Origin of the sequence: Vreelandella alkaliphila (assembly GCF_016107625.1) — a bacterium.
Classification (GTDB): Bacteria; Pseudomonadota; Gammaproteobacteria; order Pseudomonadales; family Halomonadaceae; genus Vreelandella; species Vreelandella alkaliphila.
The window spans coordinates 254,256-272,649 of the sequence record NZ_JABASV010000006.1; the positions used below are offsets into that span (position 1 = coordinate 254,256).

Here is an 18,394-nt window from a genome sequence, read left to right on the forward strand (position 1 = left end):
AAACCGTTCTTAAAACGGCTATTAAAACCTAGAACGCTTCCCACTCGTCGTGGTGGCTGGGCTCTGGGGTTCGGCGAGTGCGGGGCGCAGTGGCTGCCTGCGGCCTGGCAGCAGGCACGTTTACTTGGCTACTCGCTGGCAGTGCTTGACGCTGCACTCCCGCTTGGCTGGTTAACAAAGCAAAGACAGCCACCGCCTCTTCTAACTTATTTGCTTGCTCTTCAAGCGACATAGCCGCCGCGGAGGCTTCCTGAACCAGTGCCGCATTCTGCTGGGTCACTTCATCCATCTGCCCTACCGCTTGGCTTACCTGCTCAATGCCATCGCTCTGTTCCTGAGACGCTGCAGAAATCTCATCCATAATATCGGTCACCCGACGGACAGCCGTCACCACGTCGGACATAGTGGTGCCCGCTTGTTCTACCAGCGTAGAGCCTTGCTTGATTTGTGCAACAGAGGCATCTATCAGTGTTTTGATCTCTTTTGCCGCATCGGCACTGCGGCTAGCTAAGTTGCGAACCTCGCCTGCCACAACGGCAAAACCACGCCCTTGCTCGCCAGCGCGAGCCGCCTCTACCGAGGCATTGAGTGCCAAAATATTGGTTTGAAAGGCGATAGAGTCGATCACACTGGTGATATCTGCCACTTTTTGGGAACTGGTAGAAATACCGTGCATGGTCTGCACTACCTGCTCAACCACTTGGCCACCTTGCTCGGCAGTGGTAGAGGCATCTGCGGCCAGCGTGCTTGCCTGACGCGCATTGTCGGCATTTTGCTTAACCGTTGCCGTCATTTGTTCCATGCTGGCGGCCGTTTCTTCGATCGAAGCAGCCTGCTGCTCAGTGCGTGATGACAGATCCGCATTGCCACTCGCTATCTCTCGAGTGCCGTGATGGATTTCACTACTGCCTTCTCGAACACGTGTCACGATCGCCGTCAGGTTTTGCTGCATCGTGCCCATCGCTGAAAAAAGACGCCCCACTTCATTTTTGCCTGATGCGGGAACGGATTCCGTTAGGTCAGCCTGAGATATTTTGTCCAACCGTCTTACGGCATCATTCAACGGCGCGATGACCGTACGGCGTAATGCTATATAGATGAACACTGTCACCAATAGCGCAATTGCCACGGCAAGCGCATTGACTAACATAAACATATCGCCTTGCGCATCAGCATCGCCACGAATGCTATCTACCCGCTGAAAACCATACTGCACGAAAGCCGTCGCACTATTGGCTAAGCTGTTCAATGGCTCAACCAGTTCACCCCGAAGCTGATTGAAGGTACTGATGTCCATGGTTTCGAACGTCGCATGCTGCTGTTTGACCAAGGCCAGTACTGTGCGGAAGTCTTCTATCAATGCCTCGCCCAATGCCTCACCTTGCCCCGCGCGTGGCGACGCAGCGAAGCTTTCAAAACGCTCTTCGGCACGCGCAATTCGATCCAGAGCAATGTCGACCTGGGCATTGGATTGGCGTGTTTGACCGACCATTAAAAAGTTGGATGCCGTTTCCATGGCCAGCATTGCCTGGTTGAGCAATGAGTCAGCGCGATTAATCTCGTTGAGCTGACTATTACTGATGAGGCTATAGGTTGACAGGTTGGCCTGAGCATTACGATCTGCCATAAAACTGATACCAGCTAACACCACTATCAGCATGACAAAGCTAGCCAACGCGGCAATAACGGCAGAGTGAATACTGATATGACGCAGTGAGCGTGTCATTTTTGTCCCCTTTTTTTATTTATGCGCAATGGGGTGTTATACCCGCTGAGCACGCCCTGAAGCGGCAATTAAGGCCATCAACCGCGATGGAATATCATCTAAAGCAACCACTTCTACTGCTCCCCCGACGGCGATGGCTTCTCTTGGCATACCAAACACCACACAGCTTTCTTCATTTTGCGCAATGGTGGCCGCCCCAGCTTCCCGCATCTCAAGAAGGCCTACAGCGCCATCCTTACCCATGCCGGTCAAAATCACCCCAATGGCGTTTTTACCCGCATGCTTGGAAGCAGAGTGAAACAGCACATCAACAGAGGGACGATGACGGTTGACCGGCGGGCCATCATTTAAGCGCACGACATAGTTAGCACCACTGCGGACAAGCTCTAGGTGCTGGTCGCCTGGGGCAATGTAGGCATGGCCTGGCAAGACACGCTCGCCATCGGTGGCTTCTTTTACGCTAATTCGGCACAGCCGATCTAGCCGCTCGGCGAAAGAGCGGGTGAAACCACCGGGCATGTGCTGGGTAATCAAGATGGCTGGCGCATTCGCCGGCAGTGGTTCGAGCACTGACCGGATCGCTTCTGTGCCGCCTGTAGAAGCACCAATGATAATCAGCTTTTCACTCGACACCATGGGTGCTTTTAGCTGTGTCGGTGGCGGCGCATTTTTATGGCGAGCTTGGCGAGGACGCGAGCGGGCCGCGGCGCGAAGCTTATCGGTAATTTCAGTTGCATACTCCATCATGCCGCTGCGAATACCCAAGCTGGGCTTAGCCACAAAATCCAATGCGCCTAACTCTAACGCACGCAGAGTAATCTCTGAGCCGCTCTGGGTCAGTGATGACACCATGAGTACCGGCATAGGGCGAAGCCGCATTAACCGTTCAAGAAAATCAAGACCATCCATCCGCGGCATTTCTACGTCCAGTGTCAGCACATCAGGATTGTGTTGTTTGATCAGATCCCTCGCAGCAATGGGGTCTGGCGCGACGGCGACGACTTCCATATCCGGCTGAGAGTTGATTATTTCCGTTAACAAATCACGAATCAGCGCCGAGTCATCAACGCACAACACTTTGATTTTGGCTGCGCTCAAAGCACGCCTCCTTTATTACGGTAGCCACCTGTGTGCCAACCCACTCCGCTAAGGCGATTGCCCAAAGGAGTTAACGCACGTAACCGATTTATTTTTTTGCGAGGGTATAAACCGTTTGCCCACGCAGCTTGAATGCATCGCTGATATACGAAAAATTTTCCGAGTGTCCCGCAAACAGTAACGCGTCTGGCTTCATTAGCGGAGCAAACCGTTTTAGAATCTTAGCCTGGGTATCTTTATCGAAATAAATCATTATATTGCGACAAAAAACGGCATCGAAAGGGCCTTTTACCGACCACTGGGGCGCCAGCAAATTAAGCGGCAAAAACTCCACCAACGATGATACTTCTGGCCTTACGCGTGCCAAACCTGCATGACTACCGGTGCCTTTCTGGAAAAACCGCTTAACCCGCCCTTCCTCTAACTTACGCACCTGTTCAAGCGGGTAAATACCGGCACGCGCTTTGCTTAGTGCGTCGGTGTCAATATCAGTGGCAATGACTTTGGCCTGGGTAGCTTTTGGCCCCAGTGTTTCTAACAGCGTCATTGCTATCGAGTAGGGCTCTTCCCCGGTGGACGCCGCTGAGCACCAGATAGTCACGGGACTTTGCTGTTTCTTAATGTGCTCAGCTAATAGCGGAAAGTGATGCGCCTCACGAAAAAAAGCGGTGAGATTGGTGGTTAAGGCATTGGTAAACGCCTCCCACTCTTTAGCGTCCGGCTGACGCTCCAACCGAGACAGATAGTCGGTAAAACGTGTAATACCATGGTGACGCAATCGCTTGGCTAAGCGGCTGTAGACCATTTCACGCTTATGCTCAGCCAGCACTATTCCGGCGCGCTGGTAAATCAATTCCCGTATACGCGCAAAGTCGGCATCGGTTAGCACAAGATCACGTTCGATCTGCCCTCCCGATGCCCACTGGCCGACATCAACTCCCCGCTCGCGTTGGTCGATCAAAATTCTTCCCACTCCTCTACTGCGGCCAGCTGCCGTGTGGTTGGCGACGAAGGCGGTTTAGTTGGGCTATCTGGGAGCTGAGCTCGCGATCGATAGGCAGTAGGGGCTGTACTAAGCGCTGTTGTTGGCGAGTTCTGATGGTTCAAACGAAACGCCTCAACAGACAGGGCTAATAAGCCCGCTTGCTGCTCTAATGCCACGGCGGCACGTGCTGTTTCCTGGACACGAACGGCATTCTGCTGTGTCGCTTGATCCATTTCGGCAACGGCTTGGTTCACCTCCGCGATACCATGACTCTGTTCTGCTGACGCTGACGAAATATCATGCATGATCTGGGTAACATTGCGCGCCGCATCGGCAACCTCACTAATCGCTACTTCGGCTTTTTTGACCAGCCCAGCCCCCACATTGACTTCTTGATTAGAACCATCAATCAGCACACGAATCTCTTGAGAGGCGCTTGCGCTTCTTCCTGCCAGCTTACGCACTTCTTCAGCAACCACCGCAAACCCACGACCATGCTCCCCGGCCCTGGCAGCTTCTACCGATGCGTTGAGCGCCAAGATATTGGTTTGGAAAGCAATCGAGTCAATCACATTGATAATGTCAGTCATTTTTTGCGAGCTTTGGGTAATTCGCTGCATATTCTCGACCAACTGCGACATGAGCTCTCCGGTTTGGGTCACTTGCTTAGCATTGTTATCGGCAAGACGACGCGCTTCTTGAGCGTTATCGCTGTTTTGACGCACGGTCGTGGTCATTTCTTCCATGCTGGATGCGGTTTGCTGTAGCGATGCTGCCTGTTGCTCGGTACGAGACGATAAAGCCTCATTACCGCTGGCAATATCCCGAGCAGCAGGTGTAACCACATTAATACCGCCTTTTACATCGCTAATAATGCTGCTCAAACTTTTCCGCATAGTGTTCAGCGATTCCATCAGCATCCCAACTTCATCACGCTGATGGGGAGGCACTTTAGCCGCTAGGTTTCCACCCGCGATTTGCAAGGTAAAGCGAGACGCGCTTTTTAGCGGCCGAACAATGGAACGTAACGTCATCACCCCAAGCAGGATAAGCGCCAGTACGCCAACACCTAGCACAGCGGCTTGAGCGCTTAGCATGCTGGCTTGACCTTGCTCAGCATCGGCAGCCATCACCTCGGCGTCAGCCTGTTTTTCGGCGATGAGCTGGTTCACCATCGACGAGAGTTCGCGCCCTTCGTTATTCATTACACTGATGACCGCGTCCAAGCCGGTGAACACTTGATACGTGTCTTCTGCTTGCAAGACGGTTTCCGCCTGGAACATGCCATTGTCTAAAAAGGTTTGCAGCTGAGCGTTGAAGGAAGTGGCAAGCGCTGTCGTGTTGACATCACGGGAGTAGTATTGCTGCCAAGCGGACTCAATCGTCGCCGCGCTATTGGCAATCATGTCCCCCATCTCAAAGCGCTGCTGAATCAGCTCCATACGCTCTGGTTCAATCATGGCCTGGCGCGTTTGCGCGATGGTCTGGTCTATTTGCTGTAAGCGAATAACGTCTTGCAGGCCATCATTATTAAGCGTCGCTAGCCGCTCTCCTGCGACGTTAAGGCCATACAGCCCAAGGCCACCACTCACCAGCAGCAGCGCGCCAGCAACGACAATCATGCCAATCAATTTAGCGCGCAGAGTATCTAGTCGTATCCGTTTTAAGCGTTGAGTTAGGCCTTTCTTACGCAACCGCCCCTTGTCTAAATAGAGCTGTTTGTTACGGCCTTCACGTATTTCAGCGTAGGCCTGTTCCGCTTGGGCAATCGCCTCTCGGGTTGCCTGCACCCTGACAGAGGCATAGCCAACGACGTGGTCGTCTTCAATAATCGGCGTTACGCTGGCACTAACCCAGTAGTGGTCGCCATTCTTACAACGGTTTTTAACCAGCCCTCGCCATGTTTCACCGCTTTTCACGGTCTGCCACAGGTTTTCAAACGCCGCTGGCGGCATATCCGGGTGCCGTATCAAGTTATGGGGCGCACCTACCAGCTCTTCTTGCTGGAAACCACTTATCTGGATAAACGCTGGGTTTACATAGGTAATACGCCCTTTAAGATCCGTGCGCGAAACGAGGAAATCATCACTCTGAAGTTCAACTTCACGCTGAGTGACTGGCTGGTTATTACGCATCCGCATACCTTATTTTTAGTATTGAAGCCGAGGAAGTAATGAGCCTAAACCGCAAGGCTTAAAATGCTTCCCACTCATCGACTGCCATGTTGCGAGCGGGTATTTTTTTGGCCGCTGGAGTTTGGGCGGCAGGTACTTGCTGAAGAGCGCGGGGCCGCATGGCATAACCAGATTCCTGTTTCCCCTCAGCCAGGGCAGGCGTCACATGGAAGCGCTCAACCGCTTCTCTAAGGCGTGCCGCTTCGCTTTCTAATTCGTTGGCGCTACGTGCTGCCTGTTGAACCAGCTGGGCATTTTGCTGAACAACCTGATCCATTTGGGCAACCGCTTGATTAACTTGCCCAATACCATTGCTTTGCTCTTCAGAGGCAGCCGCAATCTCATCCATAATATCGTTAACACGCTGCACCGCGGCGACAAGATCCTGCATGGTTTTTCCCGCGTGATTCACCCGCTGGGTACCCGCATCCACTTTGCCAAGCGATGCATCGATCAGCGTACGAATTTCTTTAGCAGCATTAGCACTGCGGCTAGCGAGACTGCGAACTTCCTGCGCAACAACGGCAAACCCTTTGCCATGCTCGCCAGCACGGGCGGCTTCTACCGACGCGTTTAAGGCGAGAATATTGGTTTGAAAAGCAATGTTATCGATCACCGTAATAATGTCGGCAACTTGGTGGGAACTCGCGCTAATGTCCTGCATGGTTTCAACAATATTGGCAACTTCTTCGCCGCTGCGTCTGGCGGTTAGCGTTACCTCATTGGCGAGCTGACTGGCTTGTAGTGCATTGTCTGCGTTGTGCCCAACGGTAGAGGCTAACTGCTCCATGCTCGAGGCCGTCTCTTCTAGCGAAGAGGCCTGCTGTTCAGTACGTGAGGAGAGGTCGTTATTGCCACTGGCAATATGCTGAGAGCGCTCAAAAATTGACGCGCCGCTTTGGCGTACCACACCAACGGTTTCAGACAGTGAAGACTGCATGTGCGCCATCGCTGTGTACAACCTGCCAATTTCATTATTACCAGGCGAGGTAATTTGCTGGCTTAGATCGCCCTGAGCCATTTTCTCAAAGTAACCGACCAGACGATCCAGGGGACGCAACACATTAACAGTCACTCCCCACACCACCACCGCGACCGTTACGCCGGTCATAATGACCACGCCAATCAGCACCCAGCGAATGCGTGTCGCAAACTCACTGAACGCCGCTTGCTGCGCCTGCAAATCACTCGATGCCTGCACAATAGCGGCACCGTGGTGGAGTGCATAAAGACCTATACCGCAGGCCACCACCACCAACATTGAAAAAGTGGCTAATACCAGCCCCCAACTAAGGCGCACGGTCATATTGCTCATCATTTGACGCAGTAGCGGTGTCACACGCATTACTCCAAATACAACCGTAGTGGCCGATGCTATCCGTAGCACCAGAGAGGGCTGTTTTTTTGGCTTAAGAAGGCACTCTCCCTGTGCCCAGTCACAAAGGGATTAGCGGCTGCTGGTGCTATCGACTAAAGCCATTTCTTCGCTGGTCAGCAGCTTATCGATATCAACTAACACCAGCATGCGGTCTTCAAGACTGCCTAATCCGCTTAAGAAATCGGAGGAGAGCGTTACACCAAACTCAGGCGCTGGTTTTATTTGCTCGGGTGTTAGTGTCATGACATCGGAAACGCCGTCCACGACAATACCAACGACGCGGTCGGCGACATTGACCACGATGACAACGGTTTGGCCACCGTACTCCACACTGTCTAGGTGAAATTTAATGCGCAGATCGACAATAGGCACAATGACGCCGCGTAGATTGGTCACCCCTTTAATAAAATCAGGGGCATTGGCAATACGCGTGACGTTTTCATAGCCGCGTATTTCCTGAACCTTCAGGATATCAATGGCATACTCTTCTTCTCCCAAAGAGAACACCAAAAATTCGCGATTATCGGCTTCTGCGGCGGACAACACCGCTCCATTGTTTGCCTGGCTCATGACGGCTCGGCCTCCTGGTAATAAGAGAGATGGGGATAATTCACCTGTTTTCCGGCTTCTTTCTTGGCACGGCTTAACCGGTGTAAACCTGTAATATCTAGAATTAGCGCGACGCTACCGTCACCAAGGATGGTCGCCGCCGAAACGCCCGGCACTTTGCGGTAATTATCTTCTAAGTTCTTTACAACCACCTGTTGCTGGCCAATCAGCTCATCGACCAACATGGCATAACGACGCCCCTCCCCCTGCACGATTACGGCAATACTTTTGGTCGGGTCGGTAATGGCATTTTCCACATCCAACACTTCATGGATCGCGATGACCGGCAGGTACTCATCGCGCACTTTAAGCACCACATCATCACCCGCCATGGCATACATATCGCCTTTGGCAGGCTGCAACGACTCAAGTACCGTGGAAAGCGGCAAAATAAAGGTTTCGCCGCCCACTTTGATCGACATGCCGTCAAGGATGGCAAGTGTCAGCGGCAACACGATGCGCGTGTTGGTGCCTTCACCCTTCTTGGATTGGATTTCAACCCGGCCACCCATGCCTTGAATATTCCGCTTTACCACATCCATTCCGACACCGCGGCCAGAAACGTCTGTGACTTCTTTTGCCGTGGAGAAACCCGGCGCAAAAATCAGCTGAAAAACCTCCTCATCAGACATGTTGTCGGAAACGTTCAAACCATTTTCACGCGCCTTGGCCAACAACCGATCACGATCCATGCCCGCGCCATCATCACGCACTTCAATCAGAATATTGCCGCCCTGGTGGCGTGCCGATAACACCAACTTGCCAACTCGGGGCTTACCTACCGCTTCGCGCTCATCCGGCATTTCGATGCCGTGATCCAAGCTATTACGTACTAGGTGCGTTAACGGATCGGTAATGCGCTCAACCAGACTTTTATCCAGCTCGGTGGACTTGCCTTCGGTGATAAGCTCAATTTCTTTGCCCAACTTACCGGCGGTATCACGCACTACACGTGGGAATCGGCTAAACACAAACTCCATCGGAATCATGCGGATCGACATCACCGCTTCTTGAAGATCCCGCGCGTTACGCTGTAGCAGACTCATGCCATTTTGTAGCGAGCTATTGCCAACGGATTGATCGCCAAGGTCGCTGACCGTTTGGTCTAGCATCGACTGGGTAATAATCAGCTCGCCAACCAAATTGATGATTTGGTCGACTTTATCTACCGACACACGGATTGAGGCTGACTCTGCGGCCGCTTTTTTAGGGGCGGATTTCGCTGGCTTCTCTGGCGAAGGTGCTCTATCAGCAGGTTTAGCCACCGCTGGCGCCGCAGGCTTAGCACTATTAGTAGGCTCAACAACATCAGTAGGCACGGCTACTGGCGCGTCTAACTCAGGGCTAACACTAGCCTCTTCGTTTTTTTCAACCGCTACCACGCTAATTTCAATCTGCTCAGGCTCAATAATGAAGCACATCACTGCTTCAATATCGTCAGCACTAACGTCACCTGTTAGCGTTACTTCGTAACGTTTTTCATCACCCGAGTGGGACTGGACATCACCCAGTTGCTCCAGCTCTTCTACCAGCAACGTGCGATCTTTTTCGCTAACATTCAGTAGCGCAACCAACAGATGGCGCTCGCTTAGCGAGGAGGGTTCAGCAGCCTCGGCGCTGGCTGATGTTTTCTTTTCAATCGTTGGCGCGGGGACCGCAGGTGCATCCAACGTCTGGCCAATTTCTTCTAGTGCGATCTGCTGCAGTGTCTGGCAAATTCGCTCGTAGGCTTCTTGGTTGGGCTCTTCCTCGTTGCGATAGGCATCGAGTTGCTCATGCATGATGTCTTTTGCCTCTAAAAAAGTATCAACGAGGTCAGCTCGCAATGTCAGCTCACCTTTGCGTGCGTGATCTAACAAGTTTTCAAAGATGTGCGTGGTTTTCTGCAGCACGCTGAAGCCGAAGGTACCGGCGCCGCCTTTTATGGAGTGGGCGGCGCGGAAGATAGCGTTTAGCTGTTCGCTATCCGGATCATCGACATCCAGTTCCAGCAGATGCTGCTCCATATCGGCCAGCAGCTCTTCGGCCTCTTCAAAAAAGGTGTCAAAAAAATCCGCTATATCCATGCACCGCTCCACATAAACGTCTTTGTGTTGTGATAAGCCCTGCTCATTCGCTTTCATCGCTCTGAGGCACGCTTTGTGGCAGCGCCTCTAAAAGCGCATCTTCATCAGGTAATGGGCTATCAAGCCCCATAACGCCTGGATTACGAATCGCTTCTGCGATTTCTGGCAATAAGACAACGAGCTCAATGCGACGATTAATCGGGTCTGTCGGCGCAGTGTCAGGCAACCTGACACGATCGGCAAAGCCCGATACGCGCAGCAGTTGATCTGGATCAAGCCCGCCGGCAACTAATTCACGCCGAGAGGCATTTGCTCGATCATTGGACAGCTCCCAGTTACTGTAACCTCGATAACCGCCTGCATAGGGCACGCTGTCAGTGTGGCCGCTGATACTTAAATCATTGGGCAATTCGTTGAGTAGCGGTGCCATCGTACGTAACAGGCTGCGCATGTAAGGAGCTACTTGATCGCGGCCTAACTCAAACATGGGCCGCTGCTCCGTATCGAGCAGCTGAATACGTAGCCCTTCGCGGGTTAAATCAAAGCGCATTTGGCTGCGTAGGTGGCGCAGCTCGGGGTCTTGTTCAATGGCTCGCTCAATGCGCTCTTGCAAGTCGTTGAAGAAACGCCTCTCCTGAGCACTAGGGCGGCTATGTTGAAGCACATCGATTCGGGCACGTTCGCCATCGCTGTGGGTAGGATCTGGGCCACCACCTGGAATCACCTGAGTGCTTCCTGATCGGTCACCACTGGTCATTGCCGTTATTAATGGCGTACTGAAGTACTCCGCAACACTGCGGCGGGTTTCATCGTCGGAAACACTTAAAATCCACATGACCAGAAACAGCGCCATCAAAGCTGTCATGAAGTCGGCAAGGGCAATCTTCCACGCACCGCCATGGTGGGCATGCACCACTTTTTTGCGCCGAATAACAATCGGACGCTTATCGCCCCCCTTACTCATGCATTACCGCCCTTTTTAGCGTCGCGAACATACTCTTCAAGCTCTGCGAAGCTGGGGCGCTCGGTGCTGTGTAATGCCTTCCGACCAAATTCAACGGCTAACTGGGGAGCATAACCATGCAGGCTGGCCAACAGCGTGACACGGATACACTGGAGCATTTTCTCTGCTTCTTTGGCTTGCCGTTCGGCATAGCTAGCGATAGGACTAATAAATCCATAGCCCATTAAAATCCCCAAGAAGGTACCCACCAATGCCATGGCAATCATTTGTCCCATTTGTTCAGGACTGGCATCTGCGTAGGTCAGTGCTTTAATAACCCCCATTACCGCCGCTACGATACCGAACGCAGGCATTGCATCACCTACTTTGGCAATCGCATCGATGGGAATATGTGCTTCCTGCTCAAATACTTCGATTTCGTGAAGCATTAACTCATCGATTTCCATCGGTTCCATGCCACCGCTCACCATTAACCGCAGATAATCGGTTAAGAAATCCATAATATGAGGGTCTGCAAGCACCGTGGGATGCTCTTGAAACAGGGGGCTTTCCTGGGGGTTGTCAATGTCACGCTCAATGCCCAACATCCCCTCGCGGCGCACTTTAGAGAGGATCTTGTATTGCAGCGCCATTAACTCCATATACAGTGCTTTATTATATTTTTTGGTTCGTTTGAGCCTGGGAAGTATTTTAAACGTGGCTTTAATCGCTTTGCCGTTATTTGCAGCAATAAAAGCACCAACGCCTGCACCGCCAATAATCAGCAGCTCCAGGGGTTGGTACAGGGGGCCCAAGCTACCACCTGCCATCACATAACCGCCAAAGACAGATAGCAGTACGACCAAATAACCCAGAGGAATCAGCACAAGCAGTGTCCTTGCGGTATCAGTTTTATTTCAAGGGAACGCTATTTCCGCGTCTCAAAAAGAAGACACAGAAAAGTCCCGCTCCACGCGTTTCTTAGCCATAGCATACGCAGGCGTAGGCAGTTCTAATGAAAAAGTACCCACCCCTTTTGGTGCTATCTATGCGTTAAAGACGCACGTTATTGGTTATATGCTTACCCGCTGTGGGCGTGGCCGTTTTTTATCTTTTAAAGCCGCGCCTTGCGCGTTTTGCCAGCTCGCGAGGGAGGCTGGCAAATACCGCAAACATAATCATGAGCGGGGCTATGCGCATGCGCGACAAAGTGCCCTTCACAACGCGTACACATGTTGAGCTGCAGCAAGTCACTTTCAAAAAACCGTACCAGTGTCCACGCCCGGGTAAGCCCCAGCACCGGTTCAACGTTTTCAAGGTTTATCTGCTCTTCATACAGGCGGTAAGCTTTGACAAAGGCATCAATACGCTCACAGCAGGTATTTTTTTGTATGCTGTTGTAAATGTTATAAAACAGCGACGAATGCACATTTGGCAGCCAGGTTACGAACCAGTCCGCTGAAAAAGGCAACATTCCCTTAGGCGGCGACATCCCCCGCACTTCTTTGTACAACTTAATCAAGCGCGTGCGACTTAGGTCTGTTTCGGTCTCTAATACTTGTAAACGTGCACCTAACTCAATCAGCTCTATGGCCAGTTGTACTTGGTGCATTTCATCAACCAAGCTTTTCTGGCTCACTCTGGCTCTCCTACTGGAAACACCTCAAACGCTTCACAAGCCGACAACAATGAAGCATGTAACCCTGAAAGACCTTGATCCCGAGGATTCTGAGTGATTTTGCGCAGTTGATGGACGCTCGTTTGGCTTAGCCTGCATATCAGCTGATTATTGCGTGCCAGTTTCGTCAACTGCCGAGCATTTAGAGACACCAGCAGGTCGGCAAGCTCGCTGTCTACTTTTAAGCGAAACATCGCTGCCTCACGGTCTTCGACCAATAGGCGCTGCGCGAGAAGTAAATACGCTAAATTAATTTCTTGAATTTCATCGAGAAAGCTGGTTTGACTCATAGTGTTCCATCGAACGACATAGGCGTTTCATTATGACTTTATACGGACGCCTTAAAGGTTTTTAACATTCCCCCATCATGGTTACATACAACGTTTGTATTGGCTACCAACGCTCTTGACGAGGAATTAACCCTTCTTCGGATAACTCAAATACCCACACAAGAAGTTCTGCAATCACCTGATATAAACTTGCAGGAACCTCGGCATCGAGATCTAACTGCATCAGCAGTGCCACCAGCTCAGGTGCATCATGCACATAAATGCCTTGGCGCTGAGCCTCCGCCATAATCCGCTCCGCCAACTCGCCGTAACCTTTTGCGATCACTCTCGGTGCCTGATCTTTATCTTGATAGGCAAGCGCGACAGCTTGACGACGATGCTCACCCGATGTCGCCATCATGACTCTCCAAGGTGGCATAGTGGGCTTTCACCTGAATACTGCGAAAATCTAACGCCCGCAGACGTTTTTCCAAACGCTCACTCCCCAGCTCTAGAGACTGGTAAGTCGACGCCGTATCCGTGGTCAGATCAATGCTTAACACTGATTGGTAAAGTCTGAGTGATACACTGAACGCTCCCAGATTAGGCACGTCGAGCTGCATATCTGACTGCCAGACACCATCACCCTCTGCTTCTTGCTGGGCACTTTCGCGCTCACCTTCCCGGGTGGGCATATGGATGACTAATGCCATAAAAATACCGGCCCACACATCACCTTCCCAGCGAATAACAGGCATCACGAGCATATCGAGCTGTTGACGCACCAGGCTCTGCAAACTTTCATGCACAATCTCACGGCCACCGCGCACTAGCGAACTCTCTTCCATGGCTCGCGCGCTTGCCATATCAATACTGGCGGAAGCGCTCGCAGAGACATTGGCAGGCACACTTTCACGCTGCGCGCCTGCTGGCAGCGTATTATCCATTGGCATAAGCGCGGCTGTGCGCATCAAACCAGCTTGGTCACTTGCCACAGGTATCAGCAGCGAATTCGGCAATATGGCAACGTTTGTATTACTCGCACCCAATGTGGCATTTGCCGCAAAAGGAGGCATTACAAACGTGGCCAGACTGACAGGCAGTAGAGGTCGTGGGCCTGGCTGCATCTGCGGCTCTCGCAGCAATTGTTGTCGGGAAGACTCTCCTTGAAACCATCGCTTTAAATGCGATTCGTAAAACAGTCCGCTATCCCGAACGCTGCTTTCTAACCGACTCGCTAGTGCCGCAGCAGAGGGCGCTTCCTCCAATCCCATCAATGGCGCCTGCGGGCGTATCATCGCGGGTGGTGCGGGAAAGCGCAGCAATACATCGGCGATGGTGCGTGCCGCTGGGCTAAAGTGTGTTTGCGTTGAGCCTAGCGGTGTGCTGGCTGCCTCTCCCTTCGCAGCGGGCAGCCGTTGCCCATCAAGCGAGGAGGAAAGACGCCTAAGATCATCGAGTGGCGATGATAGCGGGCGCCCATCCAAGCTTGAATCGCCTTGCAGTGCGCGCGGCCCCTCACCCGGCGGTACTGGTTGCACAGGCACGTTAAGAGGACGTTGGGACAGCTCGCCCTTACGCCCAAGCACTTGGTGCATGAGCGTATCGATAAGTGGCGTAATGCCACTCACGAAGCCCCCTTCTCCTGATCGCTACCGGTATCGAAAAACGCCGTATCACCTTGCTGAGGCGCATAAGCACGATGCAGGCTTCGCTGACGTTGAGAAACACCTATCAGTTTGCCTAGCTCATCTCGCCGAGCCACCAAGCGACGACGAATTTCAACATCATGCTCAAGAATGCTCTCCAGCAACTCTGTTTTTCGCTTCCGGCCATCATCATCAAGCACGGTCTCTTCATCGCGCTGACGCAACGCTTCAACTGACATCACATAGTGAGTACGCTGCTCGATAAGCTCCGCCCACTGCTCCGCATGCGCGAGCTCGTGCATTTTTGTCACACAGGTGAGTAGCTTGGCGTACGCATCAATGAGCGCTTGCTGGGCATTTTCACGAGCAGTTTCAGAAGCCGACATGCTTTGCCTCACGCACTTTGCTGTTGACCGATTTCACGCCATGCAGAGGCGATGTCTTCAAGCAAACGTTCTGCTTGGTTAAGGCTGTCTTCATCATTTCGAAGATTTGCGGCTAACAATAAACGGGAAATGTAGTCATAAAGAGAAGCAAGACGCTCAGCAATATCGCCGCCCTTCTCTTGATCCAGCGCAGCCGCCAAGCCATTGTTAATAATATCCAAGGCCTTGGAAATCGACTTTCCCTTTTCAGCCGTGTGGCCTGCCTGCATATGAATACGCGCCGCACGGATGGCCGCCTGAGCACCATCAAACAGCATTACAATGAGCTGATGAGGATCAGCTGACATAACGCCGCTTTCCACGCCAACGCGGGCGTAGGCATTGGCACCTCGGCCATAAGCGGCGCCACCGCGGGAGTATGTCATAAGCGGGCTCTCCTTTATTAATGTGAACAACAGCCACACGATCAACGACTCGCACTGTTTCTCGTTAGCTGTTTCGCGTCCAAAATCGAGCTTATTGACTCGGTTATAACTAGTATCGGCGCCTGGCTAATAGACTTTAATGTTTACCTTACTTTTCGCTCAGAAAATTTCGCTCTCTTTGCCAAGCAGTAAACGGCTACGTAGACACCGCCACTTCACGTGTTGGCTTACCCAACCTTTCTAGAACGTCCCCACGCAGCGTATTGCCCAACGTCTCGCGAATGGGCGCCTCTGCCTGACGGGTCAGCGCCACTTCAGCCGGCGCACCCTGCTCGTCAAGGCGAACAACCCAAGCCATCTGTTCACTGGAAAAATACGCCAGCGACCCCACCGGCAGTGGTTTGAAATGCTCGATGTAGCGCTTGGTCCAGCGGGGATCAAATTGGTGAGGGTGGCTCAGCAAATGACGATATATTTGCTGCGCCGTTTTAGCGGGTCGGTCAGCTCGATCACGCCGCATCGCTTCTACCACATCGACCACAGCGCTCGCTTTCGCTAGCTCGTTAATATCATTGCCGGTTAGGCCATCAGGATAGCCACTACCATCCAACCGTTCGTTAATACCACCAATCACCGCTTGGGCAACGGCAGCAGAAAGCCACTGGCAGTGCTGAAGACGATCTAATAGCAACGCCACATGCTCACTCATGGCTTGGCGATGAGTGGCCTCGAAGTGTGGCGCCTTAAACAGTATTTGTGGAACAAGCGCCTTACCAAGATCATGCACCAAACCACTCGCTACAATCGCTTTGCGCACATCACGGGGCATATTTGCCCCCACTAAATCGAGCAAATGCACGGCTACTGCAATGCCATGGCGAACAAGCAGCGGCTCTGGCGACAAGCAGCGCGTCGCAAACAGCAGCGCTTCACGGTCTTCCTCATGGAGCAACAAAAGACGGTCTGCATTACGTGATAGCTGGCGAGAATCGATGTCGCTGCCTTGCTGTAAAAGCAGCAGTTGGGCATCCAGATAAGCCGCAATTTTCACTAAGCGCCGCGCCATTGGCGTTGCATAGCGGCGAATATCACGCCGCCCGACATGCTCACTTCCCGCCGTACGTCTGCCAGACTGCTCGAATAGCGGCGATGGCTGACGATCATCCTGCGCTTCTTTTTTATAACGGGCGGCTTCACGCTCGATTTCACAGACAAAATACCAAATTTGTCGCTCTTGTTCCGAGGCGCAATTCGTAAAACGGAAGCCTACGCGCAATAAGTGCCGTTCAGGGTCGGTTTTTTGATGGCGCGGAACACCCTGCACTTCAAAATAGGTGCCATCAGGGAATGTAAAGGCGAGCGTTAGCGGCAAGTCAGCTTCAGCCAACACGCCACTGGCAGTCAGCGGCAGCTCTATCTGGCAGCCATCTTGGGAAAGGTCGCGTAGCTCCCCGTAAACCCCATCACCACTTTCGCCACATATTGAAGCGGGCACAACCATGCCTAAACGCAGCTCAGCGCGAAACGACTCGCGGCGCTGGAGCACTTCCAAGGTCGCGGGGTAGTCGCTACAACATAAAAAACGCCCCCCTGCATGGCGGGTTTCGGTTAACGACAGAAACGGCGTGCGCACCACTTTACCCTGGGAGTGGCCGCGCAGAAAAAACGACTCACCTTGCTGTAAGCGATTTAGCAAATGATCGACCGAGGATAAGTCCATCACTAGCGTCTTGCCGGCGTACTGCTCCATCAACACGATAGGCTCTGGGCGTGCATCAGCGGAGGCCAAACAAAGCGACACCCCTCCACCTTCGATCATGGTATTTAAAAGAGAGCTGACTGCCGTTGGACTGGTAACTCTTTCATATTCATCTTGTTGGACTGACATTCTCGTCTCGCTCACTACCACGTTGTTATTACGTCACACCCACAAAAAGGCGACAGAGCATATCAGAAGCTTTTGGGCTGCCGTTATAACGACCACAGCCCTACGCTATGCAAAAATAAAGTTTTTAGCCCCCCTGCCGATAGCAGTGAAGAGGCCTATAGCTACGACTCGACGGCCTTATCACTTTATTGCCACCACGCCGTGTGGCTTTTTTCTAAAGGATTCCGTCTATGGGCCCCTTGTTAATTGATGAGCTAATCTCGATAGCAACAGCTCCCTATTCATCAAACAACCATCAATCAACCAATTTCCAACCAGCTAATCAACAAACATCGCTGAAGCAGACGCCGGGCATTCCAGGCGTTGGCGGAGAGCAAGCCGAGCCGCGCAACGTAAGCAAAGAATCGCTTGCGGAGCCTATACAGCGGATCAACGAAACCTTGCGGCCACGGGGGTTGGAATTTGTACTAAGTGAGCAATCTGGGCGCGTCATCACGAAGGTCATCGACCGCGAAACCGGTGATGTTATTCGCCAAATACCAGCCGAAGAGGTGTTGCTCGTCGCAGAGCGGCTGGAAGAGCTACAAGGACGAATTATTTCTTTAGAAGCCTGATCAAGCGATAGGAGAGGTTACTTCGCCATGACCAGTGATCTCTCTTGCTTACGCCACCCGCTAATCAATTACCCAGTGTTCTCATTAGCGCTTGTTACTAGCTTTTTTCGACGCCAACAAATAAACGCTATCTACACCTGCATATTCATTACGTCGCGATAGGCCGTTACCAGGCGATTACGCACTTGAAGACCCATCTGAAAAGCAACGCTCGCCTTCTGCATGTCGACCATCACGTCATTCAGTTCAACGTTCGGTTCGCCTGCCTGAAACGCCATCGCCTTTGTATTGGCGGCCTGCTGTAACCGATTGATACGCTGAATAGACGCCTGCAACTCACTACCAAAACTGCCTTGGCCCACCGCCGTGGCAATATGCTCACCCTTAATAGGCTGGGCTGCCTGGGTAGCTAAACCTTGCATTTGCTGCAGCGCTGATTGTATCGCAGGTGAACTCATAAGCACGCCTCATCCGAAGGAAGGTGAAGTAATACCAAAAGCCTATCA

At 52.3% G+C, this 18,394-nt stretch carries 18 protein-coding genes; 1 reads left to right on the forward strand and 17 read right to left on the reverse strand.

Annotated features, from left to right (window positions below; translation table 11 throughout):
• Positions 1 to 28: 28 nt before the first annotated feature.
• From JFC11_RS11425 to JFC11_RS11500, 16 genes are all read right to left on the reverse strand, one after another.
• Positions 29 to 1,726: a methyl-accepting chemotaxis protein gene (locus tag JFC11_RS11425; RefSeq protein WP_038480226.1), complete on the reverse strand. Its 1,698-nt coding sequence runs from the start codon at positions 1,724 to 1,726 to the stop codon at positions 29 to 31.
• Positions 1,727 to 1,762: 36 nt separating this feature from the next.
• Positions 1,763 to 2,824 (reverse strand): protein-glutamate methylesterase/protein-glutamine glutaminase, encoded by a 1,062-nt coding sequence (locus JFC11_RS11430; RefSeq protein WP_038480223.1) that lies wholly within the window; start codon positions 2,822 to 2,824, stop codon positions 1,763 to 1,765.
• 88 nt (positions 2,825 to 2,912) lie between these two features.
• Positions 2,913 to 3,785, reverse strand: coding sequence for a CheR family methyltransferase (locus JFC11_RS11435; RefSeq protein WP_038480220.1), 873 nt, complete (start codon positions 3,783 to 3,785; stop codon positions 2,913 to 2,915).
• Positions 3,782 to 5,944, reverse strand: a complete 2,163-nt coding sequence (locus JFC11_RS11440; protein WP_038480217.1) for a methyl-accepting chemotaxis protein — start codon at positions 5,942 to 5,944, stop codon at positions 3,782 to 3,784. The genes JFC11_RS11435 and JFC11_RS11440 overlap by 4 nt, the downstream gene beginning before the upstream one ends.
• 58 nt (positions 5,945 to 6,002) lie before the next feature.
• Positions 6,003 to 7,328 carry a methyl-accepting chemotaxis protein gene (locus JFC11_RS11445; RefSeq protein WP_038480214.1) on the reverse strand — a complete coding sequence of 442 codons (1,326 nt, stop codon included), beginning with the start codon at positions 7,326 to 7,328 and terminating at the stop codon, positions 6,003 to 6,005.
• Positions 7,329 to 7,430: 102 nt separating this feature from the next.
• Entirely contained in the window at positions 7,431 to 7,931 is a 501-nt protein-coding gene (gene cheW / locus JFC11_RS11450; RefSeq protein WP_038480211.1) for a chemotaxis protein CheW, read from the reverse strand.
• Positions 7,928 to 10,036: a chemotaxis protein CheA gene (gene cheA, locus JFC11_RS11455; RefSeq protein ID WP_120385960.1), complete on the reverse strand. Its 2,109-nt coding sequence runs from the start codon at positions 10,034 to 10,036 to the stop codon at positions 7,928 to 7,930. Before cheA ends, cheW begins: the two co-directional genes overlap by 4 nt.
• A gap of 43 nt (positions 10,037 to 10,079) precedes the next feature.
• Positions 10,080 to 11,000 (reverse strand): flagellar motor protein MotB, encoded by a 921-nt coding sequence (motB, locus tag JFC11_RS11460; protein ID WP_038480205.1) that lies wholly within the window; start codon positions 10,998 to 11,000, stop codon positions 10,080 to 10,082.
• Complete coding sequence (gene motA, locus JFC11_RS11465; RefSeq protein ID WP_038480203.1) at positions 10,997 to 11,866, reverse strand: flagellar motor stator protein MotA; 870 nt, start codon at positions 11,864 to 11,866, stop codon at positions 10,997 to 10,999. The genes motB and motA overlap by 4 nt, the downstream gene beginning before the upstream one ends.
• A 227-nt stretch (positions 11,867 to 12,093) precedes the next feature.
• Positions 12,094 to 12,618: a flagellar transcriptional regulator FlhC gene (gene flhC, locus JFC11_RS11470; RefSeq protein WP_038480200.1), complete on the reverse strand. Its 525-nt coding sequence runs from the start codon at positions 12,616 to 12,618 to the stop codon at positions 12,094 to 12,096.
• Positions 12,615 to 12,947, reverse strand: coding sequence for a flagellar transcriptional regulator FlhD (flhD, locus tag JFC11_RS11475; RefSeq protein ID WP_038480197.1), 333 nt, complete (start codon positions 12,945 to 12,947; stop codon positions 12,615 to 12,617). Before flhD ends, flhC begins: the two co-directional genes overlap by 4 nt.
• A gap of 103 nt (positions 12,948 to 13,050) precedes the next feature.
• Positions 13,051 to 13,344 carry an EscU/YscU/HrcU family type III secretion system export apparatus switch protein gene (locus JFC11_RS11480; RefSeq protein ID WP_089040063.1) on the reverse strand — a complete coding sequence of 98 codons (294 nt, stop codon included), beginning with the start codon at positions 13,342 to 13,344 and terminating at the stop codon, positions 13,051 to 13,053.
• Positions 13,328 to 14,557, reverse strand: a complete 1,230-nt coding sequence (fliK, locus tag JFC11_RS11485) for a flagellar hook-length control protein FliK (protein WP_198349562.1) — start codon at positions 14,555 to 14,557, stop codon at positions 13,328 to 13,330. The genes JFC11_RS11480 and fliK overlap by 17 nt, the downstream gene beginning before the upstream one ends.
• Complete coding sequence (gene fliT, locus JFC11_RS11490; protein ID WP_198349563.1) at positions 14,554 to 14,961, reverse strand: flagellar protein FliT; 408 nt, start codon at positions 14,959 to 14,961, stop codon at positions 14,554 to 14,556. The genes fliK and fliT overlap by 4 nt, the downstream gene beginning before the upstream one ends.
• Before the next feature lie 8 nt (positions 14,962 to 14,969).
• On the reverse strand, positions 14,970 to 15,386 hold the full coding sequence (gene fliS / locus JFC11_RS11495) for a flagellar export chaperone FliS (RefSeq protein ID WP_038480185.1): 417 nt from the start codon (positions 15,384 to 15,386) through the stop codon (positions 14,970 to 14,972).
• A gap of 196 nt (positions 15,387 to 15,582) precedes the next feature.
• A complete protein-coding gene (locus tag JFC11_RS11500; RefSeq protein ID WP_198349564.1) occupies positions 15,583 to 17,274 on the reverse strand; it encodes an HD domain-containing phosphohydrolase in 1,692 nt (563 codons plus the stop codon).
• Positions 17,275 to 17,504: 230 nt separating this feature from the next.
• Between JFC11_RS11500 and JFC11_RS11505 the strand changes: the two genes are divergently transcribed.
• On the forward strand, positions 17,505 to 17,888 hold the full coding sequence (locus JFC11_RS11505) for a flagellar protein FlaG (protein WP_084183644.1): 384 nt from the start codon (positions 17,505 to 17,507) through the stop codon (positions 17,886 to 17,888).
• A gap of 131 nt (positions 17,889 to 18,019) precedes the next feature.
• Here the strand turns inward: JFC11_RS11505 and fliE are convergent, their stop codons facing one another.
• Positions 18,020 to 18,346 carry a flagellar hook-basal body complex protein FliE gene (fliE, locus tag JFC11_RS11510; protein WP_038480180.1) on the reverse strand — a complete coding sequence of 109 codons (327 nt, stop codon included), beginning with the start codon at positions 18,344 to 18,346 and terminating at the stop codon, positions 18,020 to 18,022.
• Between the last annotated feature and the right edge of the window lie 48 nt (positions 18,347 to 18,394).

Bases quoted from the DNA above. Each gene is read 5' to 3' on its own strand.
- cheA (WP_120385960.1), bottom strand. From the start codon at position 10,036: ATGGATATAGCGGATTTTTTTGACACCTTTTTTGAAGAGGCCGAAGAG.
- fliT (WP_198349563.1), bottom strand. From the start codon at position 14,961: ATGTCGGCTTCTGAAACTGCTCGTGAAAATGCCCAGCAAGCGCTCATT.
- fliS (WP_038480185.1), bottom strand. From the start codon at position 15,386: ATGACATACTCCCGCGGTGGCGCCGCTTATGGCCGAGGTGCCAATGCC.
- JFC11_RS11445 (WP_038480214.1), bottom strand. From the start codon at position 7,328: ATGCGTGTGACACCGCTACTGCGTCAAATGATGAGCAATATGACCGTG.
- JFC11_RS11440 (WP_038480217.1), bottom strand. From the start codon at position 5,944: ATGCGTAATAACCAGCCAGTCACTCAGCGTGAAGTTGAACTTCAGAGT.
- cheW (WP_038480211.1), bottom strand. From the start codon at position 7,931: ATGAGCCAGGCAAACAATGGAGCGGTGTTGTCCGCCGCAGAAGCCGAT.
- fliE (WP_038480180.1), bottom strand. From the start codon at position 18,346: ATGAGTTCACCTGCGATACAATCAGCGCTGCAGCAAATGCAAGGTTTA.
- JFC11_RS11505 (WP_084183644.1), top strand. From the start codon at position 17,505: ATGGGCCCCTTGTTAATTGATGAGCTAATCTCGATAGCAACAGCTCCC.
- JFC11_RS11425 (WP_038480226.1), bottom strand. From the start codon at position 1,726: ATGACACGCTCACTGCGTCATATCAGTATTCACTCTGCCGTTATTGCC.
- motB (WP_038480205.1), bottom strand. From the start codon at position 11,000: ATGAGTAAGGGGGGCGATAAGCGTCCGATTGTTATTCGGCGCAAAAAA.
- flhD (WP_038480197.1), bottom strand. From the start codon at position 12,947: ATGAGTCAAACCAGCTTTCTCGATGAAATTCAAGAAATTAATTTAGCG.
- JFC11_RS11500 (WP_198349564.1), bottom strand. From the start codon at position 17,274: ATGTCAGTCCAACAAGATGAATATGAAAGAGTTACCAGTCCAACGGCA.
- JFC11_RS11480 (WP_089040063.1), bottom strand. From the start codon at position 13,344: ATGGCGACATCGGGTGAGCATCGTCGTCAAGCTGTCGCGCTTGCCTAT.